Consider the following 12,898-nt stretch of genomic DNA (forward strand, 5'->3'; position numbering starts at 1 on the left):
TCGTTACCGAAAGGGGTTCCGGTGGACACCAGAACGCCGCTGATCGTCGTCTCGGGCCGGCGCGGACCCACCGAACGCACCGCGCGGGCCCTGCTGCGTCCGGGAACCGTCGTCGTGCACCACGACCTCGACCACGTCGGTGAGGGGGTCGTGCGCCGCACCCTCACCACCGTGCACGACCACCGCCTCGACGTGCTCGAACTGGCCCACGGCTGCGTCTCCTGCACCCTCCGCGAGGATCTGCTCCCGCTGCTGCGGCGCCTGCACGCCCGCAGCAACGTCGACCGCATCGTCCTGCTCCTCGACCCGCGGCTCGAACCCGAGGCGCTGTGCTGGGCCGTCGAGCACGTCGTCGTCTCCGGCGTGGTCGGGCAGATCGACGGACCCGCCGCCCACGACGTGCGGATCGAGGCCACCGTCACCTGCATCGACGCCGCCACCTGGCTCACCGACGCCACCGGCGACGAGGAACTCGACGACGACCGCACCGTCGCCCAGGTCGTCGTCGGCCAGGTCGAGTTCGCCGACGCCCTCGTCGTCCGGCCCGGAGCCGACGGCTGGCAGCAGGCCAAGCTGCACGCGGTGCTCTCGCGGCTCGCGCCCGACGCACCCGTCGCGTGGGGCGAGGACGTCGACGTCGAACACCTGCTCCGGCAGATCCCGCCCGGCGCGCGGCGCGGGACGGTGTCCGACGCGCACTCTCCGCTGCTGCGCGGTCAACCACCGCTCGGCGAGGACTGCGGCGTGCGGCTGCTCGAGTTCGGTGCCCGCCGGCCCTTCCACCCGCAGCGCCTGCACGAGGCGATCGACGTCCTCCTCGACGGCGTGGTCCGCGCCCGCGGCCGGGCCTGGGTCGCGACGCAACCGGACAACGCGCTGCTGATCGAGTCCGCCGGTGAGGGCCTGCGCGTCGCCCACGCCGGGCCGTGGCTCGCCGCGATGACTCCCGAGCAACAGCAACGCGTCTCCGGCGAACGGCGGGCCATGGCGGCACTGCGCTGGGACGACACCCACGGGGACCGCGACACCTCGATGGTGATCCTCACCCACGACGCGGACCCCGACGAGATCCACCGCGCCCTGGAGTGGGCGCTGCTCACCGACGAGGAGTTCGCCGACCCGGCGGCCTGGCCGACGTGGGACGACCCGTTCGGCGAGTACCACGAAGACCCGTGCGACGACCTGTCGGCACCCACCGCCGGCACCGCACCGACAGAAGGAGAAGGACGAGCATGAAGCCCGGCATCCACCCCGACTACCACCCCGTGGTGTTCCAGGACGCCAACACCGGATCGGCGTTCCTGACCCGCTCCACCGTCACCGCCGACCGCACGGTCGAATGGTCCGACGGCAACACCTACCCGCTGATCGTCGTGGACGTCACCAGCGAATCCCACCCCTTCTGGACGGGAACTGCCCGCGTGCTCGACGCCGCCGGCCGGGTCGAGAAGTTCGAACGCAAGTACGGCAAGCGCCGCCGGCCCTGACCCCCACCCGGACACCCGAGGAGAACCACCATGGCAGTACCCAAGCGCCGGATGTCCCGGTCCAACACTCGCAGCCGCCGCTCGCAGTGGCACGCGCAGGTCCCGGCCCTGGTGCCGGTCACCGTCGCCGGTGTCACGCACCACGTCCCGCGACGGCTCGTGAAGGCCGTGCGGCTCGGGGTGATCGACCCGAACGAGGTGTGACGACCCGCGAGGGGGAACCGCGGCGCCGGGCGGGTCCCCCTCGCCGGACACGCCGCCGCCCTCTCAGACACCTCTCAGCGGTCGGGTCCACACTGGAGGCCATGCGCATTCTGGTGGTCGACGACGACCGGGCGGTGCGGGAGTCCCTGCGCCGATCACTGAGCTTCAACGGATACACCGTCGAACTCGCCACGGACGGGCAGGACGCCCTCGAACAGGTCGCGGCCGAGCGGCCCGACGCGATGGTCCTCGACGTGATGATGCCGCGGGTCGACGGCCTCGAGGTGTGCCGCCGACTCCGCAGTACCGGCGACGACCTGCCCATCCTCGTCCTGACCGCCCGTGACTCCGTCTCCGAGCGCGTCGCCGGCCTGGACGCCGGCGCCGACGACTACCTCCCCAAGCCGTTCGCGCTCGAGGAACTGCTCGCCCGGCTGCGCGCGCTGCTCCGCCGCGCCTCGCCCGACCCGGCCACCGAGTCGGAGGAGACGCTGCGTTTCGCGGACCTGACGCTGAACCCGTCCACCCGCGAGGTGACCCGCGGCACCCGGTCGATCAGCCTCACCCGCACCGAGTTCGCGCTCATGGAAATGCTCATGGCGAACCCCCGCCGGGTCCTCAGCCGCAGCCGCATCCTCGAGGAGGTGTGGGGCTACGACTTCCCCACCTCCGGCAACGCCCTCGAGGTGTACGTGGGCTACCTGCGCCGCAAGACCGAGGCCGACGGGGAGCCGCGCCTGATCCACACGGTGCGCGGCGTCGGCTACGTCCTGCGGGAAACCCCGCCGTGACCCGGCTCGACGGCGCCGACCCGGATTCGAAGCGCCCCATGCGCCCCCCGCTGCTGCTGACCCGGTCGGTGCCGCTGCGCCGGCGTGTCACGTTGCTGGCCGCCGGCGCGGTGGCGATCGCCGTCGCGGTGACCTCCATCGCGGCGTACGCGGTGGTGGCCCGCGCCCTCTACGCCGACGTCGACAAGCAGTTGCGGGCGCGGGCTGCCGCGCTCGTCGAGAGCAGCACCCTGATCACCTACGACCCCCGCTACATCGGTGGCGCCCAGCTCTACAGCTCCGACATCAGCGTGGCGCTCATCTACTCCAACCTGGGGCAGTACGTGCCGCCCGGGTCGTCCGTCCCGATCGGCGGCGCCGAACTCGCCGTCGCGAAGGGCGAACGGGAGTCGTCGCTGCGCACCGTCGGCCATCAGCGGGTGCTCGCGCAGCGCATCCCCGACGGCAGCACCATCGTCATCGCCCAGCGCCTGCAGCCGACGGCGGACATCCTCAAACGGCTCGCGAGCGTGCTGTTCGTCGTCGGGGGGTGCGGCGTGGTGCTCGCCGCCGCTGCCGGCGCGACGGTGGGACGCACCGGTCTGCGCCCCGTCGCGCGCCTCACCGCGGCGGCCGAGCGGGTCGCCCGCACCGACGACCTGCGGCCGATCCGCGTGACCGGGCACGACGAGCTGGCCCGGCTCACCGAGAGCTTCAACACGATGCTGCGCGCCCTCGCCGAGTCGCGGGAGCGGCAGAGCCGGCTCGTCGCCGACGCCGGCCACGAGCTGCGCACCCCGCTGACGTCGCTGCGCACGAACATGGAGCTGCTCATCGCGGCGAGCCGGCCCGACGCGCCGAACCTGCCCGAGGAGGACATGGCGGAGCTGCGCGCCGACGTGGTGGCGCAGATCGAGGAGCTGTCCACCCTGGTGGGCGACCTCGTCGACCTCGCCCGCGAGGACGCCCCCGAGACGGTGTTCGAACCCGTCGACATCTCGGAGGTCGTCGAGCGCAGCCTCGAACGCGCCCGGCGCCGCCGCTCCGACATCGACTTCACGGCGCACACGGAACCGTGGTTCGTCTACGGCGACCACGCCGCGCTCTCCCGGGCGGTGCTCAACGTCCTCGACAACGCTGCCAAGTGGAGTCCCGCCGACGCCGAGGTGCTGGTGTCGATGCGCCAGCTCGGCACCGGCCTGATGGAGCTGACCGTCGACGACGCCGGGCCCGGCATCCCCGAGGAGGACCGCGAGCTGGTGTTCGAGCGGTTCTACCGCTCCACCGCGTCGAGGTCGATGCCCGGATCCGGCCTCGGCCTCGCGATCGTGCGGCAGGTGGTGATGAAGCACGGCGGCACCATCGCGGTCGACATCTCGTCGCGTGGGGGTGCCCTCGTCCGGATCGTGCTGCCCGGCACCCCGCAGCTCGAACACCCGGCGGATTGACAGGAAAATCGCCGTCGGATCTAAGCGGACTCTCAGCCGCCGCGGGCATGCTGGAAGCCGAACGACGAGCCGCCGACCCGGCGGCCGTGTAGACCGAAAGCGATGAGATGAGCGAGGACCCCACACCGGGTGGCGGCCGCCCCGAGCCGCACCAGCCGACACCGCAGCAGCCGACACCGCACCAGCCGAATCCCTACCAGGCTCCCTCCGGTCCCTATGCCGGGTACGGGCACACCGCGCCGTTCGGCGCCCCGCCCCAGCCCGCGCCGGGGCCCCAGGGTTCACCCCGATCGGCGCGGGGCCTGCTCGCCCTCGGCGCCGTCGCGCTGGCACTGGTCAGCGGCGGGATCGGCGGCGCCGTCGGCGCGTGGACCACGCAGCAGTCGACCGGCGGCACGGCCGTCACCAACGCCCTCGACGCGCCGCGGCCGTCCACGACGACCGTCGCCGCCGCCCCCGCCGGTTCGGTGCAGGCCGTCGCGCAGAAGGTCGTACCGAGCGTCGTGCGCATCGAGGTGGTCGGCCGCACCGCGCAGGGCGAGGGCTCGGGCGTGATCCTGTCCTCCGACGGCCTGATCCTCACCAACAACCACGTCGTCGCCGGAGGCGGCGCCGGCGCGCAGCTCACGGTGTACTTCTCCGACGGCAGCTCGGTCCCCGCGACCATCGTGGGCGCCGACCCGATCTCCGACATCGCCGTGATCCGCGCGGAGGGCCGCACCGACCTCACCCCGATCGAGCTCGGCGACTCGAACGCCGTGCAGGTGGGCCAGCAGGTGGTGGCGGTCGGCTCGCCGCTCGGTCTCGAGAGCACGGTGACCACCGGTATCGTCTCGGCCCTGGACCGGCCGGTGTCGACCAGCGGGGAGACTGGCAACCAGAACACCGTCATCGATGCGCTGCAGACCGACGCCGCGATCAACCCCGGCAACTCCGGCGGCGCGCTGGTGAACATGGACGGCCAGCTGATCGGCGTCAACACGGCGATCGCCACGGCCGGCGGACAGTCCGGATCCATCGGCCTCGGCTTCGCCATCCCGGTCGATCAGGCACGCCGCATCGCCGACGAACTCGTCGACACCGGCAAGGCGACCCACGCCGTCATCGGCGTCCAGGTGCCGTCGCAAAGCGACGTGCGCGGCGCTCGGGTCATGGAGGTCACCGGCGGCGGGCCGGCGGAACGGGCCGGTATTCCGAGCGGCGTGATCATCACCAAGGTCGACGACCGGCTCGTCACCGACGGGGACTCGCTGATCGCGGCGGTCCGCTCGTACGCGCCCGGTGACACCGTGCGCATCACCTACACCGACGCACAGGGTGGCAGCGAGAAGACCGTCGACGTGCAGCTCGCGGCGGCCGAGGCGGGTGGCCGATGAGAAGAGACGCCGCCGGGTTCATTCTCGGACATACAGCTCGTTCGACGGACAGGGCAACTACGGTGGGCATCATGGAATTCGAAACCCCCAGGACCGGGCGAGCCCTCGTGGTGATCGTAGACGACCGGGTAGCGCACGGCGACAACCCGGACTCCGCCGGGCCCCTGGTCACCGAGCTCCTCGCAGAGGAGGGATTCGCCGTGGACGGTGTCGTCACGGTGTCGGCCGACGAGGTGGAGATCCGCAACGCCCTCAACACCGCCGTCATCGGCGGCGTGGACCTGGTCATCTCCGTCGGCGGCACCGGGGTGTCGCCGCGCGACGTGACGCCCGACGCCACCTCCGATGTGCTCGACCGGGAACTCCCGGGGATCGGCGAGGCCCTGCGCTCGTCCGGCTTCTCCGCCGGCGCGATGGACGCCGGTCTGTCCCGCGGTCTGGTCGGCCTGTCCGGCTCCACGTTGGTCGCGAACCTCGCCTCCTCGCGCGCGGCGATCCGCGACGGCATGGCCACGCTCCTGCCGCTCGCCTCGCACGTGATCGAGGAACTGTCGCGGGTGGAGGGATAGCCATCACCGGCACGGACGAGAGCGCGTCCGGCGCGTCGTCGGACGACGCACCACGGCGCGACGACGCGAGCCGGGCCCGGATCGACCGGGCCCGGCTCCGCCGCATCTTCGGCGACGTCCTCCCCGAGACGACCCGCGACGAGCGCTCGCCGGCAGACGATTCGTCCGACTCGGAAGAATGGCTGCGCCGGCAGGTACCGCCGCATCACGGTGGTGGTGTGTGATCTACCCCACTTCTAGTTGCCTTCGCATGGCTTATCGTTAATTTCTCGGCCGACGATTCGAAATCTTTTCGTAACCCCTAGGCTCGGCGTTCCCTCTCGCCCCTCGGGGCCTCATCGGGTGGTTCCGATCACGCGTTGCATACCAGGTGTATCACGTCACACCCCGTTTGCGTGTGTCACCAGTGGGTATGCGCAAATGCGGATAAGCTAACCCTAAGAATTGACATCTTGCGGTCTCTGTGTGCCGCTGTCTCCATTGGTCACCGGTTGTTTCACTGAGCCGAAACATTTCCGGTCCGTGGCGTCCCGTCGCGCCGACGTAGCCGTTGCTGGCTCTTGAGGTCACGGTCTAGTCTCTGTCGTGGTTCGCTGAGGTCAAGATCGGAAGCCTTGCGAGGATCTTCATCACGAATCGGAAACGGAGCCTGTCGAGACGTCTCCGTCGGTCCCCGATCCATGAGGCCGGGTGGGCGACGGCGCACGCTCGGCGCGCTCGAGGACGGTAGTCGGCGCGGACGTGCGGACGGACAGGCAGAGAACGGATGACGCATTGAGAAACAGGTCGGCAGGACCGGGTGCGACATCCGTCGGCAGTGGTCTTCTCGCCGGTCCGAGACGCTGCTCGTCAGGGCACATGGTCCGGGATCGTCGTCTACGTCGAACCATCGCAAGTCCGGGAACCCGGTCCGGAATGGGCCAGCCCTGCAGTAACCCCACCACGAAGTACGGAGAAGAAATGGGAATCAAGTCGCGTGGCCTCAAGGCCGCACGTAACGCCGCGGTGTCCGGTGCCGCTGTCCTGGGCCTGGTCCTCGGTGCGACCGGTACGGCGCAGGCCGCGGTCGACGACTCCAACCGGATCGTCTCGAACGGTCTCGAGGTCGTAGTGTCCCAGGAGGACACCTTCATCCACGGCGTACCGGCCCTCGGTGGCAGCCCGTTCAATCGCGAGTGGTTTCACAACGGGCGGGGCAAGGCCGTCCTGAGCGGTGAGGACGCGGCCGACGCGACCAGCACCTTCCAGTTCGGCTACCAGTTCGCGTGGGCCGGCAGCGTCGACGGCAAGATCGGCGTCACCTACTCCACCCCGCAGCTCGAGCTGGAGACGGGTGCGGAGGGTACGGCCACCGTGGGGCTGGATCCGCTGGATGCGCCGGCCGAGGCGGAGGTCACGGTCGGAAGCACGGCGACCGTCACCGACATCCTGCCGCAGGCCTACGCCGAGATCGAGCTGACCCCGGCACCGGGTATCGAGGAACTCGTCGTCACCGAGGGTGAGTTCGACGGGGACTACAAGGAAGTTCAGTTCGCGAACGTCCACGGCACCGGCTCCGGCATCATCGGCAGCGTTCAGGTCCGTCCGTTCGTCCGCGTGATCACCGCGAACGGCGACAACGTGACCACCTACGGCAAGCCCTGGACCGTCTGACACGACGTCCTGCCGACAGGCTGAACACGGGTTGGGCCCGCTCGGAATTCCGAGCGGGCCCAACCTTTTTCGTCGGTGGCACGGTTGCGCCTACTGTTCCCTCTCCTCGAGGCTCAGCTTGGCGTGTGCGCCGGTCTGGCCGGACTGCACCTGGAGGAGGTCGCGGATCTGGATGAGCAGATCCTCGGCGCTCGCCTTGGTGTCGTCCCTCTCGGTGGCGAACCGCTTCTTGGCCGCGTTCGCCGGGACGATCAGCACGAAGTAGACGACGGCGGCGATGATGACGAAATTGATGATCGCCGACACCACCGCGCCGATGTTGACGAACGTGGCGGGATTGTCCGCGAGGATCTGGAAGCCCCAGCCCATCTCGTTGTCGCCGCCGAGCGCGGCAATCAGGGGTTCGATGACGTTGCTGGTGAAGGCCGTGACGATGGCCGTGAACGCGGTGCCGATGACGACCGCGACAGCGAGGTCGAGTACGTTTCCGCGGAGCAGGAAGTCCTTGAAGCCTTTCAACATGGCGCTTCTCCTAGACGTGTCTTGTCGTCATGCTCGCAGTCGCACCATAGACCAGTAGGTATGTCGCAAAGTCCGGAATGCGGATCCCGGCCCGGATCAGTGCAGGGTCACCGTCAACGCGCTCACGAGCGACGCAGCAGCCACAGCCGTCGCGGGCTCGGGCGGCAGGGCGAGCAGGACCACCTTCTCGCCGCGGTCGCTCGTCCGGTCCGTTCCCTGGGCCAGCACGACGGTCGCCTCCGTGGCCAGCACCCGCACCTCCGGCGCCGCACCCGACGAGGGGGGGTCGTCCTCGGCGACGGTGAGGACGTCGACGAGGTCGCCTTCGCGCAGCAGATCCCCGACGCCGGGATCGGCCAGGCGCACCGGGACCACCCGAGCCGCCGCGTCGCCGGTGGCGGACGCCGCCAGCCGCGGCCCGAGCATCCGCACCCCGACGAGGGCTTCGCCGGCGGGCACCGGTCCGGCCAGGGTGTGGCCGATCGCCTCGGCGGGGTCGGTGAGTGCCCCGGACGGGAGTTGGGACGAGTCGCGCTCGACGACGGTGACGTCGTCGGCGGTGAGGGTCTGCCCGGGCCGCAGGTCGCGGGCGGCGACGACCGTGGGGGTCCGGTCGCCCGACGGGCCGCCGGTGACGGCGGAGACCGCCGCGACCCCGACGAGACCGGCCGCGATCGCGCGGCGGACGGCGACGGTGCGCGCCCAGCCCGGCCGTATCAGGGCCGTGAGGCGGTCGGGCAGGGTGGGATCGAGCGGATTCCGCAGGGGCGGGAACGAGAACGGACCGGCGGGCATGGTCCGAACCCTACGAGTTCGGCCGTGCCCGCCGGCCCGGTGAAGTGCCGGTCACGGGCGGACTGTGGATGAACCGTCCGCCTGTGGATGAAACTGTGTCAGCTCGCGGCTGCGGCCGGGGCCGACGAGGTGCTCGACGACGAGGAGTCCGACGACGAGGTGCTCGACGAACTGCCGGACGACGAGTCGGACTTGGCCGGCTCGCTGGCGGTGCTGCCTCCGCCGCGGGAGTCGGTGCGGTAGAAGCCGCTGCCCTTGAAGACGATGCCGACCGAATTGAACAGCTTGCGCAGCTTGCCCGAGCACTCGTTGCATTCCGTCAGGGCGTCGTCGGTGAACGACTGCACGATGTCGAATCGGTTGTCGCAGGACGTACAGGCATAGGAGTAAGTGGGCACCGGTGGATCCTCCGCGAATTGGTTGGCGACCGCAGCATTAGCACTCTACAGCCGACAGTGCCAACGTGGCTACCTGGGTGCTCTATTCCCGGTGTCGCGCGACCCGTTCAGCGGCACCAGGCCGCGGCCGGGGGTCAGGGCCCAGCCCATCCGGATGTCGTGGGGATCCTCCGGCAGCTCCGGCACGAGTTCGTCGTCCCGGACCACCGCGACCAGGACGGCGTCGGCGGCGGCGAGGTGCAGGGTCCGGTCGTAGAAGCCGGCCCCGCGACCGAGCCGCACGCCGCGCTCGTCCACTGCGAGCGCCGGCACCACCACGGTGTGCGCCCGTCGCACCTCCTCCGGGCCCAGCGCCGGCCCGGTGGGTTCCAGCAGGCCGTACCCGGCGGGGGCGAGGGCGCCGGGGCCGGTGTACTGCGCCCAGTCCAGGGTGCTGTCCGGACGGGTGAGCGGGAGCAGCACCCGGTTTCCGGCCTCGCGCAGGGCGTCGAGCAGGGACAACGCACCGGGTTCCGAACCGACCGGCACGTACGCGCAGACCGTCGCCCTAGCGGGGGCCAGCGACCGTGCCGCCGCGGCGAGGGCGTCGTCCTCGCCGCGGCGCTCCCCGTCGCTGCGGGCCCGTCGCGCAGCAACGATTCGGGCCCGCCATTCCGACTTGGAGAGTGCGCTCATATCCGCCACCTTAGGATCTGACGTATCTACCGGGTGGTAGCCGAAAGTTAGGGTGGGTGTTTATGACGAACAGAGCGACCGGTGAAGCCGGCCACTTCCGGACGGCGGTGGTTCCCGCAGCCGGTCTCGGTACGCGCTTTCTGCCCGCGACCAAGACCGTGCCGAAGGAACTTCTTCCGGTGGTGGACACGCCCGGAATCGAGCTCGTGGCGGGGGAGGCCGCGGACTCGGGTGCCGAGCGCCTGGTGATCGTGACGGCTCCGGGTAAGGACGGCGTCGTCGCGCATTTCGTCGAGGACCTGGTCCTCGAGTCGAAGCTGAAGGAGAGCGGCAAGTACCACCTGCTCGAGAAGGTCCGCAAGGCGCCGGGCCTGCTCGAGGTGGAGTCGGTGGTGCAGGAGAAGCCGCTCGGGCTCGGGCACGCCGTCGCGTGCGCCGAGGTCGCCCTCGATCCGGACGAGGACTCCATCGCGGTGCTGCTCCCGGACGACCTCGTGCTGCCGCGCGGCGTCCTCGAGACCATGCAGCGGGTGCGTGCCAAGCGCGGCGGCACGGTGCTGTGCGCGATCGACGTGCCCAAGGACCAGGTGAGCGCCTACGGCGTCTTCGACGTCGAGGAGGTGCCCGACGCCGTCAACCCGGACGTGCTGAAGGTCGTCGGCATGGTCGAGAAGCCGGCGCCCGAGGATGCGCCGTCCACCTTCGCCGCTGCCGGCCGCTATCTGCTCGATCGAGCGATCTTCGACGCGCTGCGCCGGATCACCCCCGGTGCGGGCGGCGAACTGCAGCTCACCGATGCGATCGCCCTGCTCATCGAGGAGGGTCACCCCGTGCATGTGGTGGTGCATCGCGGCACTCGACACGACCTCGGAAATCCCGGCGGCTATCTGCGCGCTGCGGTTGACTCTGCGTTGAACAGCGAGGAGTACGGCCCCTCCCTGCGGGAGTGGCTGGTCGAGCGCCTGAAGCACTGACGGCGCGACAGGTCGGGAGGACGAGAAGCGGTATGCGGTCGGTCGAGGATCAACAGGCCAGGGTCACGGCGGCGGCGGTGGCGCCACGGCCGGTCCGGGTCGCCATCTCCGAGGCCCAGGGGCTGCTCTGCGCGGAGGAAGTGGTCACCGAACGGCCACTGCCCGGCTTCGACCAGGCCGCGATCGACGGTTACGCGGTCCGCAGCGTCGACGTCCAGGGGGCGGGCACCGACCGGACCGGCGAGGACGGCGAGCCGATCGAGCTGACCCTGCCCGTGGTGGGGGAGGTCTCGGCCGGCTCGCGTCAACCGATCCGGCTGCAGCCACGGCAGGCCGTGCGGGTGGACACCGGGGCGCCGCTGCCGACCCTCGCCGACGCCGTCCTCCCGCTCGACCGCACCGACGGTGGCCGCGCGCGCATCAAGGTCCTGCGTCCCGTCCGGACCGGCGACTACGTGCGCCGCGCCGGCGACGACGTCCAGCCCGGTGACGTCGCGGTCCGGGCCGGCACCATCATCGGGGCCGCCCAGGTCGGGCTGCTCGCGGCGGTCGGCCGCGACAAGGTGCTGGTCCATCCGCGTCCCCGGCTCTCGGTGATCTCCATCGGCGGCGAACTCGTGGACGTGGACCGCACTCCGGGCCCCGGCCAGGTGTACGACGTCAACTCGTACGCGCTCGCGGCGGCCGCCCGCGACGCCGGCGCGGACGTCAACCGCGTCGGAATCGCCAGCACCGACCCGAAGCGCCTGCGGGAGGTCGTCGAGGGCCAGCTGATCCGCTCCGAGATCGTCGTCGTCGCGGGAGCCGTCGGTGGCGGCGCGCTCGAGGACGTGCGCGAGGCGTTGTCGGACCTCGGCAAGCTCGAAGTGGAGCGGGTGGCGATGCACCCCGGTTCGGTGCAGGGGTTCGGCCAGCTCGGCCGCGACGAGGTGCCCACCTTCCTGCTGCCGGGCAACCCGGTCAGCGCGCTGGTCGTGTTCGAGGTGATGGTGCGGCCGCTGATCCGTATCGCGCTCGGCCGCCGGCAGCCGATGCGCCGCGTCGTCACCGCCCGCACCGTCACGCCGATCACCTCGATCCCGGACCGCAAGGGATTCCTGCGGGGGCAGCTGATGCGCGACGAGGCGACCGGCGAGTACATGGTCCAGGCGCTCGGTGGGGCGGCGGGCGCGTCGTCGCACCTGCTGGCGACCCTGGCCGAGGCGAACTGCCTGGTGCTGATCGAGCCGGAGGTGACCGAGGTGCGCACCGGGGATCCGGTGGACGTCGCCTTCCTCGGACAGCGCGGCTGATGACCCGTCATCCGGGATGGCCGGCGGAGCTGGGCCCGCTGCGGGTGGCCGGCGGCCTGGTCACGGTGCGGCCGATCCGGCTGCGGGACGCGGCGGCGTGGAGCCGGTTGCGGATCCGGGACCGGGCGCATCTCGAGCCGTGGGAACCCACCGGCGACGTGCCGTGGGAGATGCGCCATCACATCACCGTGTGGCCGGGGCTGTACCGCAGCCTGCGGGCGGAGGCCCGCCGGGGCCACATGCTGCCGATGGCGATCGAGCTCGACGGCGAGTTCTGCGGGCAGATCACCGTGGGCAACGTGGTGCGCGGAGCGCTGCGGTCGGCGTGGATCGGGTATTGGGTGGCCAAGCACGTCAACGGCCTGGGCGTGGCGACAGCGGCGGTGGCGCTGGGGCTCGACCACTGCTTCGGGCCGGCCGGACTGCACCGGGTGGAGGCCACGGTGCGGCCGGAGAACGTTGCGAGCCGCGCGGTCCTGCGCAACGTCGGCTTCCGGGAGGAGGGCCTGCTGCGGCGCTACCTCGACGTCGACGGGCGGTTCCGCGACCATCTGCTGGTCGCGATGACGGTCGAGGAGGTCCCCGGAAGCGTGTCCGATGTGCTGATCCGGGGCGGCCGGGCCACCTGGGCCTGATCTTGTAACGCAGATTACGTGCATCGCTGCGTAGTAATACCCACACGGTCCTATATCCCTGTGACTAGAGTGAAGAGAGTGTCACATGATTCGCGTGACT

The 12,898-nt window shown here is 70.9% G+C and carries 15 protein-coding genes; 11 read left to right on the forward strand and 4 right to left on the reverse strand.

Annotated features, from left to right (window positions below):
• The first annotated feature begins 21 nt into the window (after positions 1 to 21).
• The 8 genes from mrf to G6039_RS01040 all read left to right on the forward strand — a co-directional run bounded on the left by mrf (position 22) and on the right by G6039_RS01040 (position 7,507).
• A complete protein-coding gene (gene mrf, locus G6039_RS01005) occupies positions 22 to 1,236 on the forward strand; it encodes a ribosome hibernation factor-recruiting GTPase MRF (RefSeq protein ID WP_029542033.1) in 1,215 nt (404 codons plus the stop codon).
• Positions 1,233 to 1,487: a type B 50S ribosomal protein L31 gene (locus G6039_RS01010; RefSeq protein WP_006944978.1), complete on the forward strand. Its 255-nt coding sequence runs from the start codon at positions 1,233 to 1,235 to the stop codon at positions 1,485 to 1,487. Before mrf ends, G6039_RS01010 begins: the two co-directional genes overlap by 4 nt.
• 30 nt (positions 1,488 to 1,517) lie before the next feature.
• On the forward strand, positions 1,518 to 1,691 hold the full coding sequence (rpmF, locus tag G6039_RS01015; RefSeq protein WP_006944977.1) for a 50S ribosomal protein L32: 174 nt from the start codon (positions 1,518 to 1,520) through the stop codon (positions 1,689 to 1,691).
• 101 nt (positions 1,692 to 1,792) lie between these two features.
• A complete protein-coding gene (locus G6039_RS01020) occupies positions 1,793 to 2,482 on the forward strand; it encodes a response regulator transcription factor (RefSeq protein ID WP_006944976.1) in 690 nt (229 codons plus the stop codon).
• A 38-nt stretch (positions 2,483 to 2,520) separates the two neighbouring features.
• A complete protein-coding gene (locus tag G6039_RS01025; protein ID WP_202916546.1) occupies positions 2,521 to 3,909 on the forward strand; it encodes a HAMP domain-containing sensor histidine kinase in 1,389 nt (462 codons plus the stop codon).
• Positions 3,910 to 4,016: 107 nt separating this feature from the next.
• Complete coding sequence (locus G6039_RS01030; protein WP_006944973.1) at positions 4,017 to 5,285, forward strand: S1C family serine protease; 1,269 nt, start codon at positions 4,017 to 4,019, stop codon at positions 5,283 to 5,285.
• Positions 5,286 to 5,356: 71 nt separating this feature from the next.
• Positions 5,357 to 5,854, forward strand: coding sequence for a MogA/MoaB family molybdenum cofactor biosynthesis protein (locus tag G6039_RS01035; RefSeq protein WP_029542037.1), 498 nt, complete (start codon positions 5,357 to 5,359; stop codon positions 5,852 to 5,854).
• A gap of 960 nt (positions 5,855 to 6,814) precedes the next feature.
• Entirely contained in the window at positions 6,815 to 7,507 is a 693-nt protein-coding gene (locus tag G6039_RS01040; protein ID WP_029542039.1) for an MspA family porin, read from the forward strand.
• Positions 7,508 to 7,597: 90 nt separating this feature from the next.
• Here the strand turns inward: G6039_RS01040 and mscL are convergent, their stop codons facing one another.
• From mscL to G6039_RS01060, 4 genes are all read right to left on the reverse strand, one after another.
• Entirely contained in the window at positions 7,598 to 8,029 is a 432-nt protein-coding gene (mscL, locus tag G6039_RS01045) for a large conductance mechanosensitive channel protein MscL (protein ID WP_029542041.1), read from the reverse strand.
• A 96-nt stretch (positions 8,030 to 8,125) separates the two neighbouring features.
• Entirely contained in the window at positions 8,126 to 8,824 is a 699-nt protein-coding gene (locus G6039_RS01050; RefSeq protein WP_051445995.1) for an RcpC/CpaB family pilus assembly protein, read from the reverse strand.
• A gap of 98 nt (positions 8,825 to 8,922) precedes the next feature.
• Complete coding sequence (locus G6039_RS01055) at positions 8,923 to 9,222, reverse strand: FmdB family zinc ribbon protein (RefSeq protein ID WP_006944967.1); 300 nt, start codon at positions 9,220 to 9,222, stop codon at positions 8,923 to 8,925.
• A gap of 69 nt (positions 9,223 to 9,291) precedes the next feature.
• The gene (locus G6039_RS01060) at positions 9,292 to 9,897 is read right to left on the reverse strand and encodes a 5-formyltetrahydrofolate cyclo-ligase (RefSeq protein WP_006944966.1); all 606 of its coding nucleotides are present in this window, start codon (positions 9,895 to 9,897) and stop codon (positions 9,292 to 9,294) included.
• A gap of 62 nt (positions 9,898 to 9,959) precedes the next feature.
• On the opposite strand from G6039_RS01060, the gene G6039_RS01065 reads away from it, so the two are divergent.
• The 3 genes from G6039_RS01065 to G6039_RS01075 are packed head-to-tail and all read left to right on the forward strand — an operon-like array spanning position 9,960 to position 12,798.
• The gene (locus G6039_RS01065) at positions 9,960 to 10,871 is read left to right on the forward strand and encodes a UTP--glucose-1-phosphate uridylyltransferase (protein ID WP_006944965.1); all 912 of its coding nucleotides are present in this window, start codon (positions 9,960 to 9,962) and stop codon (positions 10,869 to 10,871) included.
• Between the two features lie 32 nt (positions 10,872 to 10,903).
• The gene (gene glp, locus G6039_RS01070; RefSeq protein WP_006944964.1) at positions 10,904 to 12,163 is read left to right on the forward strand and encodes a molybdotransferase-like divisome protein Glp; all 1,260 of its coding nucleotides are present in this window, start codon (positions 10,904 to 10,906) and stop codon (positions 12,161 to 12,163) included.
• Positions 12,163 to 12,798, forward strand: coding sequence for a GNAT family N-acetyltransferase (locus tag G6039_RS01075; RefSeq protein ID WP_029542046.1), 636 nt, complete (start codon positions 12,163 to 12,165; stop codon positions 12,796 to 12,798). The genes glp and G6039_RS01075 overlap by 1 nt, the downstream gene beginning before the upstream one ends.
• The last annotated feature ends 100 nt before the right edge of the window (positions 12,799 to 12,898 follow it).

The sequence above is a fragment of the Rhodococcus aetherivorans genome, assembly GCF_011058165.1.
Taxonomy (GTDB): domain Bacteria; phylum Actinomycetota; class Actinomycetes; order Mycobacteriales; family Mycobacteriaceae; genus Rhodococcus; species Rhodococcus aetherivorans.